We start from the raw sequence: 16028 nt of genomic DNA, 5'->3' as shown, positions 1-16028 counted from the left end.
CGTGCACGGGTGTATGGTCGGCAGCGTCAGATGTGTATAAGCGACAGGGCGAAGCCGGGGCTGGGCTGCCACAGGCTGATCTCGGTCCCCTGGTCGTCCGTGCAGGTGCAGCCGCGTCCCGACTTGCTCTCGTACACCTCCCCCGTGCCGCCCCCGAGCTTGGCCACCTGCTCCACCGCCGCGTCGATGTCGGTGACGTGGTAGTAGAGGTTCGGCTGCGACGACGGCCCGCCAGAAGTGAGCCCCATGGGCACGGCCGTGTTCGTGACGTGCAGGTAGCGCTCGTGCTCCCGCCTGAACTCCCAGCCGAACAGCGGCCCGTAGAAGGCCGCCGCCCGGTCCAGGTCCTGCACGGAGAGGGTGTAGTAGCCCAGCTCGACACTCATGTACGCGCCTCCGTAATATTTGTCGCTATCGTTAAGGATTAACAGCCTAACGGAAGCAGGCAAATATTAACAGCAACGTTAACGATGTGGACGCTACGCTGGCTGCCCTCGCCGACCCCACCAGGCGCAAGGTGATCGACCTGCTGCGCGAGGGCCCGCGCCCGGCCGGCGAGCTGGCGCAGGCCGTGCAGATGAGCGCGCCGGCGCTCAGCAGGCACCTGCGCGTGCTGCGGGCGGGCGGGCTCGTCCAGGCCGAGGCCGGGGGCGCCGACGCCAGGCTGCGCCTGTACACGCTGCGCCAGGAGCCCTTCGTGGCGCTGCAGGCGTGGCTGGACCAGGTGCAGGCGTTCTGGGCCGAGCAGCTCGGCTCGTTCAAGGACCACGTGGAGCGCACCCGATGACCACCCGGCAGCACCCGGTGACCACCCGGCAACGTCCGATGACCGCCCGGCAGCATCGGGAGCGCGCCCGGTGAAGGCGCAGGACTCCGTCCAGGCCGCCGTCACCGTGCCCGTCGACCCGGCGACCGCGTTCCGGATCTTCACCGACGAGATCGACAGCTGGTACGTACGCGGCCGCCACAGCTGGGTCGACCCCGCCCGCGCGGTGGGCATCAGGTTCGAGGACGGCTACCTGCGCGAGCTGTGGTCCGACGGCGGCCACGTCGACACCGGCCGGGTGCTCGCCTGGGAGCCGCCGCACCGCCTGGTGTGGGCCGACCTCATCAACGACACCGGGCGGATGGAGATCGAGGTGGCCTTCACCCCGGTCGAAGGCGGCACCGAGGTGCTGCTAGAACACCGCGGGCTCGGCACGCTGCCCCCCGACGTGGCCGGGCGGATCCGGCGCGGCTACTCCTGGAACATCGTCCTGCGCTGGTTCGCCGACCGGTGGAAGGGCTAGCGCCGGCCGTACTTCTTGTGCACGGCCTGCTTGCTCACCCCGACCGCGTCGGCGATCTGCGCCCAGGCCAGCCCCGCCACCCTGGCCCGCCGCACCTGGACCGCCTCCAGGCGCTCGATCTCGCGGCGCAGCGCGGTCGTGGCGTGCAGTGCCAGCAGCGGATCGTCGTCCTGAGCCTGCCTCATCAGGGTCGCCAGGTCGTTCGTCATGCACCAAAGGTAATCCAGCAGCGGGGACAGCGGATCCCACCGGCTCGTCAGCGGGCCTCCACCACGAGCCGGACGCCCAGCCCGATCAGCACCACGCCGGAGATCTGCTCCAGCCGCCGCCGCACCGCGGGCCTGCCCAGCCACGCCTTGGCCTTGGCGACCGCCCAGATGAGCAGCCCGTACCAGAGCAGGTCGATCAGCACCCATACGACGGCCAGCGTCACGAGCGTCACCGGCACGTTCTGGCCCGCCGGGACGAACTGCGGCAGGAACGACATCGCGAACACCGCCGCCTTCGGGTTGGCCAGGCACGTCCCCAGCCCGGCCAGGTACGGCCCGCGCCACCCCTGCACCACCGCGGGCTCGGGAGCCGCCGTGCCCTTGCGGGCCTGCCACAGCGCCTGCGCCCCCATCGCCACCAGCACCGCGGCTCCGGCCACGCGCATCACGTCGTAGGCCAGTTGCGAGGCCACCAGCAGTGCCGACAGGCCGAACGCGGCGGCCAGGCCCCACAGCAGGATGCCGGTCTCGTTGCCCAGCGTGGCGGCCAGCCCCGAGCCGCGGCCCGCGCGCAGTGTCTGGCGCAGGATGATGGCGGTGCTCACCCCGGGCACCATGGCGATCAGGACGCACGCGCCCGCGAAGACGAGAAGATACATGCCGGGCATCGTGGCAGAGCCGCGCCCGGAAATCCCCTCATTTATTCATACAGCTTGCCGAGCTCCGCGACCGTCTCACGCATCAGCTCCCGCAGCTCCGGCGGCCCCAGCACCTCGACGCCTGCGCCCATCCGCAGCAGCAGCCAGCGGGCGTGCGACAGCGACTCGACCGGCACGGTGATCGTCACCCGGCCCTCGGGGTCGGGCTCCCCCGCCGCGGCCAGCGCCGCGCCGACGACGTCGGCGCCCATCGTGTACGCCAGCAGGTCGCCCATGCCCGGCGCGAGCTTGACGACGGCCTCGGCGGTGTACATCCGCTCGCGGAACTCCTTGGCGTAGCCCTGCCAGAACCCGGCCAGCTCGAACCCCTCCGGCCAGGGGAACCGGCCGGGCAGCGTCTCCAGCGTGAGCACCCGCGAGACCCGGTACGTACGGGGATCGCGCTCCGGCGGCGCGGCCACCAGATACCAGGAGCCGCCCTTGAGCACCAGCCCGTACGGATGGATCACCCGATCGACCACCTGCTGGCCCCACCGCCGGTAGGTCATGCGCAACGGCCGCTGCTCCCACACCGCCTCGGCCACCTCGCTCAGATGCGGCACGTCGTCGGCCGAGCGATACCAGCCCGGCACGTCGAGCAGGAACCGCTCGCGCATCCGCGCGGCGTGCGAGCGCGGCTCCGGCGGCAGGGCGGCCAGCAGCTTCAGCTCCGCGTTGGCCGCCACGTCGGCCAGCCCCAGCTCGGCCGCGGGCCCGGGCAGCCCCGCCAGGAACAGCGAGGACGCCTCTTCCGCCGTCAGCCCGGTGAGCCGGGTGCGGTAGCCGTCGATGAGCTGGTAGCCGCCCGCCGGACCCCGGTCGGCATAGACCGGGACGCCGGCCGCCGAGAGCGCCTCGACGTCGCGGTAGACGGTGCGGACCGACACCTCCAGCTCTTCGGCCAGCTCCGGCGCGGTCATGCGGCCGCGCGTCTGCAGGAGCAGGAGCAGCGAGAGCAGGCGACTGGCACGCATGCCGCCCATTGTATTGCGCACATAGATCGTGTTTGTATGAACATATGGAACGTTTAACTGCCATCATGAACGCTCTGCGCAATCAGGACAGCGTGTCGGTCGCCGAGCTGGCCGCCGAGCACGCGGTGTCGGAGATGACCATCCGCCGCGACCTGGACGAGCTGGCCCAGCAGGGGGTGGTGCGCAGGGTCAGGGGCGGCGCCCTGTCGCTGCTGCTGCGCGGCGAGGAGCCGCCGTTCGAGGTGCGCGAGCGGGAGGCGGTGGAGGCCAAGCGGCAGATCGGCGCCGAGGTGGCCGAGCTGATCGCCGACGGCGAGGCCGTGGTGCTGGACGGCGGCACGACCGTGCTGGAGGTGGCCCGCGCCCTGCTCGATCGCCGGCTGACCGTGCTGCCGCTGGCCCTGCAGCCGGTGACGATGCTGGCCGCCGCGCCGCGCGTGCGCCTGGTGCTGCCCGGCGGCGAGGTCCGCCAGGGCGAGCACAACTTCATGGGCCCGCTGACCGAGAGCTCCATCAAGGCGCTGCGCTTCGACACGGCGGTGATCGGCTGCTGCGGCCTGTCCGCCGAGCACGGCCTGACCGCCCACGACCTGCCGGAGGTCGCGGTCAAGCAGGCCGCCATCGCCGCGGCCAGGCGGGTGATCGTGGCGTGCGACTCGGGCAAGTTCTCGCGTACGGCGTTCGGCGCGGTCTGCCCGATCTCCCGGCTGGACGTGGTGGTGACCGACCCCGGCATCCCGCGCGAGCAGCGCGACGCCCTCACCGCGGCCGGCGTGACGGTCAGGGAGGCCGGGTGAGACGCGAGCGTACGGCCGTCTACCTGCTGTTCTTCCTGGCCGGTGCGGCCATCGGCACCTGGACGGCGCGCATCCCCGCCATCAAGGCGAGCCTCGGCCTCGGCGACGGGCAGCTCAGCCTCGCCCTGCTGGCCATCGCCGCGGGCGCCGTCGCCGGGATGACGGCGGTGGGCCGGCTGGTGGACCGGCACGGCAGCAGCCGCGTCATGATCCCGGCGGCGCTGCTGCAGGGCGTCGTGCTGGTGCTGCCCGCCTACGCCGGTGGCCTGGGCGCGCTGATGGGGACGCTGCTGGTGTTCGGCATGGTGCACGGGATCCTCGACGTGGCCATGAACGCCAACGCCGTGGAGGTGGAACGGGCGCACGGGCGGCCGATCATGTCATCCTTCCACGCCGTCTACAGCGTCGGCGGGTTCGCGGGGGCCACGACGGGCGGCCTGTTCGCGCACGCGGAGCTGGAGCCGTCGGTCACGTTCCTGTCGGCGGGCGCGGTGATCGCGCTGCTGGCCGTCTGGGCCGCGCGGTGGGCCCTGCGCTCGGCGCCCGCCGCTGATGAGCACCTCGCGGGGGAGCGGGCCGAGCGGCCCAAGGGGATCGCGTTCCTGGGCGTGCTGGCGTTCTGCTGCCTGGTGGGCGAAGGGGCGGCGGCCGACTGGAGCTCGGTCTACCTGCATGAGGACCTGGCCGCCTCTCCGGGGTTCGCCGCCGCGGGCTACGCCGCGTTCTCCGTGATGATGACCGCGGGGCGGCTGGCGGGCGACCGCCTGGCCGCCCGGTTCGGGCCGGTGCCGCTGGTGCGCTGCTGCGGGCTGCTGGCCGCGGCGGGGCTGGGGCTGGCGCTGCTGGGCGGGCATCCCGTGGCGGGCGTGATCGGGTTCGGCTGCTTCGGGGCCGGGCTGTCGTGCATCGTGCCGCAGGTGTTCTCGGCGGCGGGCAACCGCGACCCGGCGTTCGCCGGGCGGGCGCTGGCCCGGGTGGCCGCGATCGGCTACCTGGGGTTCCTGTCGGGGCCGGTGTTCATCGGGGCGGTCGCCGAGCAGGCCGGGCTGCCGCGGGCGCTGGCCATCCCGTCGCTGCTGGCGGCGTTCGTGGCGCTGACGGCCACCGCGCTGCGCACCCGCGCCACAACCCCCGCCCGCTGACCGTCATTGTGGCGGGCCCGGCACAATGACGGTCAGCGCCTGCGGCGGAGGTCGGTACGCGCCGCGGTCACCGGTCAGCCGAACTGCTGCCACCCCAGCCGGACCACCATGGCCGCGACCACGCACAGCAGCACGATCCGGACGAAGGCGGTGCCCCGCTTAAGCGCCGTACGCGCGCCGAACTGGGCGCCGGCCACGTTGCACACCGCCATGCCGAGCCCCAGCGCCCACTGCACGTGCCCCTGCGCCGCGAACACGGCGAGCGCGCCCAGGTTCGTCCCGACATTGATGATCTTCGCCGAGGCGGAGGCCGAGACGAAGTCCAGCCCGAGAATGGTGGTGAAGGCGATGATGAGGAACGTTCCCGTGCCGGGCCCCATGATGCCGTCGTAGAAGGCGATGCCCACGCCGGCGGTGGCCACCGCGGCGAGCACCCGGCGGTCGGTCCGCAGGTGCGGCTCGGGCACGGCCCCCATCCTGGGCCGCAACGTCACGAACGCGGCCACCGCCAGCAGCACCACCATGACCGCCGGCCGCAGCACCTCGGCCGAGACGGCCGCCGCCGCCCACGCCCCCAGGCCCGCGCTGAGCACCGCCAGCGCGGCGCCGGGCAGCGCGACCTGCCGGTCCACCTTGGTGGAGCGCGCGTAGGCGACGGCGGCGGAGCTGGTGCCGAAGACCGACGACAGCTTGTTGGTGGCCATCGCCTCGACGGTCGGGATCCCGGTCATCATGATGGCGGGCAGCTGGAGCAGCCCGCCGCCGCCCACGACGGCGTCGATCCACCCCGCCCCGGCGGCCGCCGCCAGCAACACCAGGATCTGCTCTAGCGGCACGCCACTTCCCCCGATTTCCCCCCGGCAAACCTCAAGAGTGTACAAGTCACCCTTTAGCCGGATTCCGCCCCCTCCCCTCGACGGGGATCGATCAGGCCATGGCCCGCAGGAGGGCGGCGGTGAGTGCGGAGCGCTCGATCATCCCGTCCACGCTGACGTGCTCGTGCCGGGCGTGCGCCCCGGCCCCGACCGCGCCGAGCCCGTCCAGCACCGGCCGGCCGAGCGCGGCGGCGAAGTTGCCGTCGCTGGCCCCGCCCACCGAGCACTCGCGCAGGTCGAGGCCCAGCCGCGCGGCCACCTCCCGCGCCTGCCCGAACAGCCGGGCGGTGCCGGGCGTGCGCTCCATGACGGGCCGGTTCCAGCCGCCGCGCACCGCGAGGGCGGCCCGCGGGTCGTGCGGGCGCAGCCCGGCCAGGGCGGCGTCCACGCGGGCGGCCTCCGCCTGGCTGGCGACGCGTACGTCCACGTCGGCGCGGGCCGTGCCGGCCACCACGTTGGCGCCGGTCCCGCCCGAGACGACGCCGACGTTGACGGTCGTGCCCGTCTCCAGGTCGGTCAGGTCGTGCAGGCTGCGCACGGCCCTGGCCAGCTCGTCGATCGCGCTGGCGCCCTTGGCCGGTTCGAGCCCAGCGTGCGCCTCCACGCCGGTGAACTCCAGCCGGAAGATGCCGACGCCCTTGCGCTCGGTCTTCAGCGCGCCGTCCGCGCTGGCCTCGAACACCAGCACCGCCGCCGCGTCACCGGCCGCCTGCTCGATCAGCGGCCGCGAGGCGGGGCTGCCGATCTCCTCGTCGCCGTTGAGCAGCAGCCGCAGCGGCGGGCGCGGCAGTCCGGCGGCGTCGAGCGCGCGCAGCGCCCACACGAGCTGGACCAGCCCGGCCTTCATGTCGAAGACGCCGGGCCCGGTGACGCGATCGCCTTCGACGGTGAACGGCCAGCCGGCCAGCGTCCCGGCCGGCCACACCGTGTCGTAGTGGGCCAGCAGCAGGACGGGCGCGCCCGCGCCGTCGCCCGGGTAGTCGTTCACCCGGATGTCGCCGTACGCGCCGCCGCCGGTCCGCCGGGTGGCCGCGGGCGCGCCCAGCCGGGACGCCAGGTAGCCGTCGAGCCAGTCCAGCGCCGCGTCGAGCAGCGCCTTGTCGTGGCTGGGCGTCTCCAGCGAGACGTACGCGGACAGGTCGGCGAGCAGCTCGGCGCGGTGGCCGTCGATCCAGTCGCGCAGCTGCGCGTCGCCTGCCGGGGTCGCGGCGGTCACAGGGCGTTCTCCAGTTCGGTGAGGTGGTCCTCGCTCATCGGGGCGCGGCCGGACTCCACGCCGGCCAGCCGGTCGAGCATGCCGCGCAGCAGCGGGGTCGCGATCCCGCCCGCCCGAGCCTGTTCGAGTACGGGCCGGTAGTGGTCGTGCACCTCGACGGGCCGGTGCCGTACGGCGATGTCGCGCCAGATGCCGCTGCGGTCCTTGGGCTGGGTGCGCAGCCAGGCGGTGAGCCGGTCCGTCGCCGCCTCCCGATCCCGCGGCGCGGCGCCCGGCAGGTAGGCGGCCGGCTCGAAGGCGTCGAACGGCTCCAGCCGGTGCCCCAGCGGCGCCGCCACCGAGAACACCTCCGCCACCAGGGCGTGCATCAGCGGCCGGTGCCGGTCGATCAGGTCGGCCATCGGGGCGTCGGCCAGCGCGGTGGCGCTCAGCATGGCGCCGAAGCCCAGCTTGGACCACAGGTAGCCGCTGACGTTCGCGGTGGCCTTGGCGCCCAGCGCGGCCAGGTCCGCGGCCAGCCGGTCGACTCTGGGGCTGGACTCGCCGCCCAGCTCCCCGATCACGAACGCGCCCGGGCCGCCGTCGCGGATCACGCCCGGCTCGACCACGTCGGCGAACACGTTGACGAACGCGCCGACGACGCGCTCGGGGCCGACGTGCTCGGCGATGAGCTGCTCGTTGAGCCCGTTCTGGACCGACACGACGTAGCCGTCGGGGGCCAGCCGGGGCGCGATCCAGGCGGCGGCGCCGGCCGTCGCCTGGGCCTTGACGCACAGCAGCACGCGATGCAGGGGTCCGTCCACCTCGCCGGGGGTGGCGGCGCGCACCCGGGCGCTCTGGTCGCCGGCCGCGCCGCGCAGCACGAGCCCGTGCTCCCGGACCGCGGCGACGTGCGCGGGGTCGGCGTCGATGAGCAGGACGTCGTGCCCGCCTCTGGCCAGGTGGAACGCGACGGTGCCGCCGATGGCGCCGCCGCCGACGATCGCGTAAGGGGTGGATTCGTTCATGCTTGCTGTACCTCGCTCGTTCCCTTCCAATGCAGCGGCAGCGCGGTCGTGCCTGCCGAGGCCCCGCCGTCGACCCGCAGCACCGTGCCCGTCACCCACGCGGCTTCCGCGCCGGACAGCCAGCGCACGGCGGCGGCGACGTCCGGCGGCAGCCCGCGCCGGCCCAGCGGGTTGGCGGAGACGGCCGCGGCGTATTCCTCGGTGACGGGGTTGGCGGCGCTGTCCACGGTCACGAAGCCGGGGCTGACCGCGTTGACCCGGACGCCGATCGGGCCGAGCTCGACGGCCGCGGCCTTGGTGAGCATCTCCAGCGCGGCCTTGGACGTGCAGTAGTGCGCGGCGCCGGGGCGGGCGCGCAGGGCGGCGCCCGAGGCGATGTTGACCACCGAGCCGGTCCGCCCGCTCGCGGCGCAGGCCCGGCCGAACGCCGCGGTGATGAGCATGGGCGCCCGTACGTTGACGTCCTGCACGCGGTCCCACTGGGCGGCGGTCATCTCCAGGAACGGCGTCGCCGGGTAGATGCCGGCCGCGTTGACCACGACGTCCACCGGCCCGTGCTCCTGCCAGGCGCGATCCAGCAGCCCCCCGGCGGCCTCCGCGTCGGCCAGGTCGGCGGCGATCACGTGCGCGCCGAGCCGGTCCGCCAGCCGCGACAGGGCCTCGGCCCGCACGTCGACCGCGGTGATCCGGGCGCCGTCCGCGCTCGCGAACAGCTCGCAGACTCCGGCGCCGATCCCGCTGGCCGCGCCGGTGACCAGCACGTGCGGTGTCATGTCAGCTCCTTTCCCTTGGTCTCGGGCATGGTGGCGTAGACGAGGACGCCGATGAGCGCCGCCGCGGCCACGTAGATCCAGATCTGGTCGCGGAAGCCGTTGGAGGTGAGCCAGGTGGTGACGTACGGGGCGGTGCCGCCGAAGATCGCCACGGCCAGCGCGTACGGCAGCCCGATCCCGGTCGTGCGGACCTCGGCGGGGAACTGCTCGGCCATGACGACGGCGCAGTTGGCGGAGTAGCCGACCAGGAACACCATGCCGATGAGCTCGATCGTCAGCAGGGAGCCGAAGCCGCCGTCCAGGAAGTGGAAGGCCGGCCAGGCCAGCACCAGGAAGCCGAGCGCGAAGGCGAGCATCGTGGGCTTGCGCCCGACCAGGTCCGACAGCAGCCCGCCGAACGGGAGCAGGATCAGGAACACCAGCACCGCGATCGTGTTGGCCAGCAGCGCCTGGTTCAGCGGGATGCCGGTGTCGACGTGCGCGAACGTCGGCATGTAGCTGACCCAGATGTAGTACAGCAGCGTGCCGGCGATGGTGATGCCCGCCACCCGCAGCGCGGCCCTGGGATGGTCCCTGAACATCGTGACCAGGGGGTTGGCGCGCTTGCGGCCCGAGGACTCGACGTTGGCGAACGCCTCGGTCTCCGGCACCGACACCCGCAGCCACAGGCCGACCAGCCCGAGCAGGCCGCCGATGGCGAAGGCCACCCGCCAGCCCCAGCTCTCCAGCGCCGCCTGGTCGAGCGAGGAGGTGAGCACGGTGCCGAGCGCGGAGGCGATCAGCACGCCGCCGCCGACCGAGACCTGCTGCCAGGACCCGGCGAAGGCCCGCCGCCCGCGCGCGGCCGACTCGACCAGGAACGCCGACGAGGTGCCGAACTCGCCGCCGGCCGAGAAGCCCTGGACCAGGCGGGCGAGCACCAGCACGACCGGCGCGGCGATCCCGATCGTCTCGTAGCCGGGGCAGATCGCGATCGCGAACGAGGCCACCGCCATCATCGAGATGGTCAGCGTCATGCCCTTCTTGCGGCCGTGCCGGTCACCGTAGGAGCCGAGGATCGCGCCGCCGATGGGCCGCACGAGGAAGCCGACGGCGAAGACGACGAGCGTCGACAGCAGGCTCGCGGTCTCGTTGTCGGAGGGGAAGAACTGCCGCGAGAACACCGACGCGAACGTGGTGTAGATCGCCCAGTCCACCCATTCGACCGTGTTGCCGATCGCGCCGGCCACGATCGCCTTGCGCTGCGCCCCGGTCAGGCGCGTGGGGACCGCTTCGACGCTCATGACTGCTCCAGGACGTAGTCGGCGACCTGGGCGTGGGTGGCGTACCAGACGTCGCCGTGACCGTCGATGTGGTCGAGCAGCTCGGTCAGGGCCGCCATCCGGGAGCGGTGGCCGATGATGTGCGGGTGCATGGTGAGCTGGAACAGCCCGCCGTCCTCGCGGGCGGCGTCGAACTCGTCGCGCCAGATCCCGGCCACGTCGCGCGGCGGCGTGTACGGCCGCAGCGCGCCGTAGCGCTCCATCATCAGGTAGGGGGCGTCGTCCCTGATCCACTCGACCGGGATCTCCACGATGCCGGTCGGCTCGCCGTCGGCCAGCAGCTCGTACGGCTCGTCGTCGGCCATCAGCGAGGAGTCGTAGCGCAGGCCCAGCTCGCGGGTGATGGCCAGGGTGTGGTCGGAGAAGTCCCACGACGGCGTGCGGATGCCGACCGGGCGCGTGCCGGCCAGCCGCTCCAGCGTGTCGGCGGCGCGCAGGGCCAGCTCCCGCTCGTCGGCCGGGTCGAGCGACATGTTGCGCTCGTGGATCCAGCCGTGCAAGGCGACCTCGTGGCCGGCGGCGACGTAGTCGCGCACCTCGCCGGGGTGCAGCAGGGCGGACACGGCCGGCATGAAGAACGACGCCGGGATCCGGTAGCGCTCCAGCAGGCGCAGGACGCGGGGGGCGCCGACGCGGGAGCCGTACTCGCCCTGGGCGAGCTTGCCCGGCCGGGTCTCGCCGTCGCGCAGCGGGATCGTCTCGTGGTCGGAGTCGAAGGACAGGGCGACGGCGACGCGCGCGCCGCCGGGCCAGGCGGCCGGGCGCAGGCTGCGTCCGGCGCGCACCCGCTCCACGTGGCGGCGCCAGGTTTGCTCGCCCCACTGCCAGGGCTGCTGTTCGGTCATGATGAGGGGTTCTCCGTTCGTGCGGCGGGGGTTCGCGGGGCGGCGGTCCGGGCGGCAGGGCTCCGGGCCACCGGGGTCTGCGCGGCGGGGGTGGGCGCCCAGGCGCGCTTCAGCGTGGTGAGCTGCAGGGTGACGTCGGCGCTGCGCACGCCGGGCAGCGCGCCGACGTCGTCGGTCAGGTAGCGGAACAGGTCGCCGTAGTGCCGCAGCGCCACCTGCCCGGCCAGGTTGAAGCGGCCCGTGGTGGCCGACAGGTAGCGGGTGGAGGGGTGCGCGGCCAGCTGCTGGCCCGCCCGTTCCATCAGGCCGGGCTCGACCTCGAGCCACAGCATGAACTCCACGGCGTATCCGAGCACCTCGGGCTCGGCCAGCGTGCGAAAGCGCAGGCAGCCACGCCGTACCAGGGACTCCACGCGCCGCTTCGCCGTCGACTCGCTGCTGCCGACGGCCTGGGCGAGCGCTTTGTACGACATGCGCCCGTCCTCGCCGAGCGCGTGGACGACGGCCAGCTCCAGCTCGTCGAGGCGCTCCGGCGGGCTCTGCCGGAACCGGTCCTCGAACGGCAGCTCGGCGGCGTCGCGCAGCTCGGCGGTGGCCGGCTCGCCGAGCACGCCGGGGTTCCAGTCGTGGTTGGAGACGAACGTGCGGATGACCGCGTGCGTCTCGCTCTCGGTGACCCGGTCGCCGCCCGGCACGTCGGCCACCATGAGCCCGCTGATGGCGGCGTGCGTGGGCACGACGAACTCGGCCACGCAGTCCGCGCTGCCGGACACGACCGCGACGAACCGCGCCTCGGGCCGGGCCACGATGGCGCCGGCGACGTCGTAGGTCGTGCCCGGCCGGCAGCGGAAGCGGCTCAGCACGGGGACGCCCAGGCCGCAGCGCAGCACGTCCACGACGCCGATGACGCGCAGCAGGCCGCTGTCGCCGAGCAGGGCGGCGCGGCGGACCACGGTGGACTCGCTCGCGCCGACCAGGCGCGCGACGAGGCTCCACGGGGCTCGGCCGTTCAGCTGGAGAGCCGCGACGATCGCGCGGTCCAGCTCGTCGATCTGGACGCCATCTTGCATGGGAACCACTCTTACTGGCGGAATCCCTCAAATGCAAGTAAAATCTGACGCAATCCCCATGAAGGACCCCAGATTTGACCAAACTCCCCCAGATCACGAGCCCTCCCGCGGCGCGCCGCGGCACCGCCCTGCCCGCGCCCGCCCTCGGCGTGCGGCTCGTGCGGCAGCGCCGCCCGCCTGCCCGGCGTCCCCTGCCATAAACGGCGTTCGTCGCGGTGAGCGAGCCGCCGGGCGAGTCGATGGAAAGGGCAATGCCGCGCTCGGAATCCTCGGCCGCCGGAAAAGCAGCTCCCCGCAGAGCCGATTGCCAACGTCGCCGCCGGCCTCCTGAACGCTCCTTCAGCAGGCACCCTTCCGAGCTGGTCAGGCCACGCGGCGCGCCGGGTCTCCGTCATGAACCCGGGCGGCGGGAATTATCGGATCCTCGCGCCGGCGGCGCATTTCTCCAAAAGCGCATTCCACCAGCAGTGAATGATCAGCGACATACAATCGCGGGGGTGAGACGGAACCTGCCGCGCCGATGGGCGTGCCTCATCCTGGGCGGCGCGCTGCTGATGCCGTACATGATGGTCGGCGTCCTGGTCGCCGGCCTGTGGCAGGGCGAGTCCGCGAACCTGCTGATGCCCGTACAGGTGGGCGTGTTCGTCGCGGTGCTGCCCGTCGTGGCGGTCACCGGGCTGTTCCTGCCGGTGCGGTCGGTGGCGGTGAACGCGGCGCAGGGCCTGCTGGGCGCGCACGTCGAGGTCCCGCCGCGCCAGGCGCGCCGCTCCTGGCAGGAGCGGCGCCGCACCACCGCCTGGTTCACGCTGCACCTGGCGATCGGCGGCGTGGTCAGCGGCTGCACGCTGGCGGTCGTGCCGTTCACGCTGTTCACGCTGGCGCTGCCGGTGACCGGGCAGACGACGCCGGTGCTCGGGTACACGGTCACGCCGGGGTGGCCGGCGGTGCTGTGGGCGCTGATCGGGCTGGCGACGCTGGTGGCGCTCGTCGCGCTGGCGGCGGGGTCGGGCGAGCTGCTGACCCGCCTGGCGCCCGTCCTGCTCGGCCCCACCCCGGCCGAACGCCTGGCCGCCGCGGAGGAGCACGCGCGTACGCTCGCCGCGCGCAACCGGCTGGCCCGCGAGCTGCACGACTCCGTCGGGCACGCGCTCAGCGTCGTCACCCTGCAGGCCGCCGCGGCCGGGCGGGTCCTCGACCGCGACCCGGACACGGCCAGGACCGCGCTGGCCGCCATCGAGCACTCGGCCCGCGCCGCCCTCGAAGACCTCGACCACGTGCTCGGCGTGCTGCGCGAGGACGACCGCCGGGAGGACGCCCGCTCGGGCGGCCATCCAGGCGAGAGCCGGTCCGATGACGGCAGGCCGGGCGACGGGAGGGGGCCGCAGGCGACGCTGGCCGACCTGGACGGGCTCGTCGCCGCCTCGGGCGCCGACGTGCGGCAGGAGGTGGGCGATCTGTCCGGCGTGCCCGCCCTGGTCTCCAGGGAGGCCTACCGCATCCTCCAGGAGGCGCTCACCAACGCCATCAAACACGGCCACGGCCCCGTCCGCCTGGCCGCCGCCGTGCAGGGGGACGAGCTGCGGCTCGAGGTCGCCAACCGGGCAGGCCCGCACGGCCCCCGGCCGGGGGGAGGCAGGGGCGTGCCGGGCATGCGCGAGCGCGTCCGGCTCCTGCACGGCGACCTGGAGGCGGGCAGCGCGGGCGCCGGGTGGCAGGTCACCGTGCGCCTGCCGCTACGGTCGAGCACATGACGCTCAAAGTGGTGATCGCCGACGACGAGGCACTGATCCGCGCCGGCCTGCGCATCATCCTCGACGCCGAGCCCGGCCTGAGCGTGGTCGGCGAGGCCTCCGACGGCGCCGCGGTCCTGCCCGTCGTACGCCGCGAGCGTCCCGACGTCGTCCTGATGGACGTGCGCATGCCCGCCCTCGACGGCATCCAGGCCACCGCGCGGCTCCTGGCCCTGGACGATCCGCCCAAGGTGCTGGTGGTAACCACGTTCGAGAACGACGACCACGTCTATGACGCGCTGCGGGCCGGAGCCAGCGGATTCCTGCTCAAGCGCACCAGGCCGGACGACCTGGTCCAGGCGGTCAAGCTGGTCGCGGCAGGCGAGTCGCTGCTGTTCCCCGCCGCGATCCGGGCGCTGGCCGGGCGCCGCCCCGCCGTCCCCGCGCCCGGGCGGGTGCCGGGGATCGACCGGCTGACCGGCCGCGAGGGCGACGTGCTGCGCCTGATGACCCAGGGCCTGTCCAACGGCGAGATCGCCGCCGAGCTGGTCGTCAGCCAGGAGACGGTCAAGACGCACGTCGGCAACGTGCTGGCCAAGCTCGGCGCGCGCGACCGCACCCAGGCCGTGATCGCCGCCTACGAGTCCGGCTTCGTCTCCCCGCGCTGAGCGGCCGCGCGCCGCATGAGCTCCGCCGCCGGCAGCAGGGTCGCCTCCGCCGCGCTCAGCCCGGTCGCCGACAGCACCTCGTCCACGAGCCGCAACCCCACCGCGTATCCTGCCATGTCCGGAATGCCGCGAGGCTCCTGCCCGAACTTCCGCACCACGCTGTCCCCCAGCACGTACGCCGGCGTGTTCCACATCCCCTCCAGCTCGAAATCCGCCATGATGCGCTCGCGGGCCAGCTCGTACGCCTCCCCGGTCACCATCGACGACCACGGCCCCATCGCCTCCGGCCCCGACAGCTCCCGTACGAACGCCTCGGCCAGCCCCTCGGCCAGCACGTGCTCCCCCACCGTCACCTTCTCCGGGTTCCACTCGACGTTGGTGAAGCGCACGTTGTGGTGGAACTCGTGCACCGCGAGGTGCCCGATCCGGCCGATCACCTCGTCGGATGGCCAGGCCAGCAGGTACAGCCACCCGGGCGAGCCGCCCATGCCGTAGTAGCCGCCGCTGATCCGCATCAGGTGCTCGTTGTCCGGGTCGCCGAGCATGAACATGACCTGCACCGACTCGGCCTGCCTGGCCGCGCGCAGCGCCCGCGAGGCGCGCGCCAGCTCGCGCCGCACCTGCCCGAGCACGTCCTCCTCGATCATGCGCCGGACGGCCGGCAGGTAGCGCGGGTCGTCGGCGTCGGCGCGGAAGCCGCCGCCCTGGTGGTGGATCTCGACGATGTCGCCGGGCATCGGGATCGCCGGGCGGATCGGCGCCAGCAGCTCCCGCAACGCCTCGGGCCGCCGTTCGAGCGGCTCCTGGAGCAGCGCGGCCAGCGGCGTGAGCGTGTCGTGAACGATGATTTCCATGCCTGCGGACGCTAGAACCTCCCGTTACGTGAGGCTCAAGCTAATAACCCCGCACAGGTCAGAGCGGCGACTCCTCGCCGGTGTCGTCGCCCGGCGTCTGACCGGGCGTGACCTGCCCGCTCTCGCTCGGCGACGGCGACTGCGAGGTCGACGGCGACGGCTCGGGGCTGGCCGGCGTCGGCGGCGGCGTCGGTACGAACACGGTCGGCGGCAGCTGCCTCGGCTGCGGCTCGCTGTCGCGCCTGCCGAGCAGGAGCAGCAGCAGGATGGTCGTCACCAGCAGCAACAGCATCGCCAGCGCCAGCACCGCCAGCAGCACCCGCCGGCGCGTCTCGGTCAGCGGCCGGCGCCGCCGCGTCGGCCCGGGCAGCGCGGGCGCGCGATCGGTCAGCCAGTACGGGACGAAGTCCGGCCCGTGCGCCTCCCCGATCAGCGTCCCGCCCACCATGACCGGCTCCAGGAACCGCTCCGCCCCCGGCCGGCCCGGCACGTACGGCACCGCCACCCACGGCGCGTGCCCCCGGTCGGAGTCCAGCACCTCCGGGGCGCCCTCCAGCAC

General features: G+C 73.6%; 19 protein-coding genes. 6 read left to right on the top strand and 13 right to left on the bottom strand.

Going from position 1 to position 16028, the window contains the following annotated elements; all coding sequences use genetic code 11:
* Positions 1-26 precede the first annotated feature (26 nt).
* The gene (locus tag ETD85_RS49805) at positions 27-386 is read right to left on the bottom strand and encodes a VOC family protein (protein ID WP_138696870.1); all 360 of its coding nucleotides are present in this window, start codon (positions 384-386) and stop codon (positions 27-29) included.
* Positions 387-472: 86 nt separating this feature from the next.
* Here ETD85_RS49805 and ETD85_RS49800 point away from each other — a divergent pair, with 86 nt between their 5' ends.
* Together ETD85_RS49800 and ETD85_RS49795 are read left to right on the top strand one after the other, a co-directional pair.
* Positions 473-787 carry an ArsR/SmtB family transcription factor gene (locus ETD85_RS49800; RefSeq protein ID WP_240779944.1) on the top strand — a complete coding sequence of 105 codons (315 nt, stop codon included), beginning with the start codon at positions 473-475 and terminating at the stop codon, positions 785-787.
* A 70-nt stretch (positions 788-857) separates the two neighbouring features.
* Positions 858-1289 carry an SRPBCC domain-containing protein gene (locus ETD85_RS49795; RefSeq protein ID WP_138696868.1) on the top strand — a complete coding sequence of 144 codons (432 nt, stop codon included), beginning with the start codon at positions 858-860 and terminating at the stop codon, positions 1287-1289.
* Here the strand turns inward: ETD85_RS49795 and ETD85_RS49790 are convergent.
* From ETD85_RS49790 to ETD85_RS49780, 3 genes are read right to left on the bottom strand one after another with little or no spacing between them, the layout of a single operon-like run.
* Positions 1286-1498 carry a hypothetical protein gene (locus tag ETD85_RS49790; RefSeq protein WP_138667843.1) on the bottom strand — a complete coding sequence of 71 codons (213 nt, stop codon included), beginning with the start codon at positions 1496-1498 and terminating at the stop codon, positions 1286-1288. The genes ETD85_RS49795 and ETD85_RS49790 overlap by 4 nt on opposite strands.
* A gap of 47 nt (positions 1499-1545) precedes the next feature.
* The gene (locus tag ETD85_RS49785) at positions 1546-2157 is read right to left on the bottom strand and encodes a LysE family translocator (RefSeq protein WP_138696867.1); all 612 of its coding nucleotides are present in this window, start codon (positions 2155-2157) and stop codon (positions 1546-1548) included.
* A 41-nt stretch (positions 2158-2198) separates the two neighbouring features.
* Positions 2199-3170 (bottom strand): helix-turn-helix transcriptional regulator, encoded by a 972-nt coding sequence (locus ETD85_RS49780; RefSeq protein WP_138696866.1) that lies wholly within the window; start codon positions 3168-3170, stop codon positions 2199-2201.
* 44 nt (positions 3171-3214) lie between these two features.
* On the opposite strand from ETD85_RS49780, the gene ETD85_RS49775 reads away from it, so the two are divergent.
* Positions 3215-3967, top strand: a complete 753-nt coding sequence (locus tag ETD85_RS49775; RefSeq protein WP_276617393.1) for a DeoR/GlpR family DNA-binding transcription regulator — start codon at positions 3215-3217, stop codon at positions 3965-3967.
* Entirely contained in the window at positions 3964-5109 is a 1146-nt protein-coding gene (locus ETD85_RS49770) for an MFS transporter (protein WP_240779943.1), read from the top strand. The genes ETD85_RS49775 and ETD85_RS49770 overlap by 4 nt, the downstream gene beginning before the upstream one ends.
* Before the next feature lie 74 nt (positions 5110-5183).
* On the opposite strand, the gene ETD85_RS49765 is transcribed toward ETD85_RS49770, so the two are convergent.
* From ETD85_RS49765 to ETD85_RS49740, 7 genes are all read right to left on the bottom strand, one after another.
* Positions 5184-5945: a sulfite exporter TauE/SafE family protein gene (locus ETD85_RS49765; RefSeq protein WP_138696864.1), complete on the bottom strand. Its 762-nt coding sequence runs from the start codon at positions 5943-5945 to the stop codon at positions 5184-5186.
* A gap of 91 nt (positions 5946-6036) precedes the next feature.
* Positions 6037-7200: a M20/M25/M40 family metallo-hydrolase gene (locus tag ETD85_RS63870; RefSeq protein WP_170247272.1), complete on the bottom strand. Its 1164-nt coding sequence runs from the start codon at positions 7198-7200 to the stop codon at positions 6037-6039.
* A complete protein-coding gene (locus ETD85_RS63865) occupies positions 7197-8207 on the bottom strand; it encodes a ketopantoate reductase family protein (protein ID WP_170247271.1) in 1011 nt (336 codons plus the stop codon). Before ETD85_RS63865 ends, ETD85_RS63870 begins: the two co-directional genes overlap by 4 nt.
* Positions 8204-8980, bottom strand: a complete 777-nt coding sequence (locus tag ETD85_RS49755) for an SDR family NAD(P)-dependent oxidoreductase (protein ID WP_138696863.1) — start codon at positions 8978-8980, stop codon at positions 8204-8206. Before ETD85_RS49755 ends, ETD85_RS63865 begins: the two co-directional genes overlap by 4 nt.
* Positions 8977-10263, bottom strand: coding sequence for an MFS transporter (locus ETD85_RS49750; RefSeq protein ID WP_138696862.1), 1287 nt, complete (start codon positions 10261-10263; stop codon positions 8977-8979). The genes ETD85_RS49755 and ETD85_RS49750 overlap by 4 nt, the downstream gene beginning before the upstream one ends.
* Complete coding sequence (locus tag ETD85_RS49745) at positions 10260-11147, bottom strand: polysaccharide deacetylase family protein (RefSeq protein ID WP_138696861.1); 888 nt, start codon at positions 11145-11147, stop codon at positions 10260-10262. Before ETD85_RS49745 ends, ETD85_RS49750 begins: the two co-directional genes overlap by 4 nt.
* Positions 11144-12217 (bottom strand): Lrp/AsnC family transcriptional regulator, encoded by a 1074-nt coding sequence (locus ETD85_RS49740; RefSeq protein ID WP_138696860.1) that lies wholly within the window; start codon positions 12215-12217, stop codon positions 11144-11146. The genes ETD85_RS49745 and ETD85_RS49740 overlap by 4 nt, the downstream gene beginning before the upstream one ends.
* A 497-nt stretch (positions 12218-12714) precedes the next feature.
* On the opposite strand from ETD85_RS49740, the gene ETD85_RS49735 reads away from it, so the two are divergent.
* Both ETD85_RS49735 and ETD85_RS49730 read left to right on the top strand, forming a co-directional pair.
* Positions 12715-13968, top strand: a complete 1254-nt coding sequence (locus tag ETD85_RS49735; protein ID WP_240779942.1) for a sensor histidine kinase — start codon at positions 12715-12717, stop codon at positions 13966-13968.
* Entirely contained in the window at positions 13965-14615 is a 651-nt protein-coding gene (locus ETD85_RS49730) for a response regulator transcription factor (protein WP_138696859.1), read from the top strand. The genes ETD85_RS49735 and ETD85_RS49730 overlap by 4 nt, the downstream gene beginning before the upstream one ends.
* Here ETD85_RS49730 and ETD85_RS49725 read toward each other — a convergent pair.
* A complete protein-coding gene (locus ETD85_RS49725; RefSeq protein ID WP_138696858.1) occupies positions 14585-15469 on the bottom strand; it encodes a DUF2268 domain-containing putative Zn-dependent protease in 885 nt (294 codons plus the stop codon). The two genes, ETD85_RS49730 and ETD85_RS49725, sit on opposite strands and share 31 nt — an antisense overlap.
* A 58-nt stretch (positions 15470-15527) precedes the next feature.
* Positions 15528-16028 (bottom strand): hypothetical protein (locus ETD85_RS49720; protein WP_138696857.1); only part of this gene is annotated, 501 nt, incomplete at its 5' end.

This window comes from Nonomuraea zeae (assembly GCF_005889725.1).
GTDB classification, from domain to species: Bacteria; Actinomycetota; Actinomycetes; order Streptosporangiales; family Streptosporangiaceae; genus Nonomuraea; species Nonomuraea zeae.
Note: the sequence above shows the minus strand (reverse complement) of the source record. Positions and strands in the feature narration are given on the sequence as shown.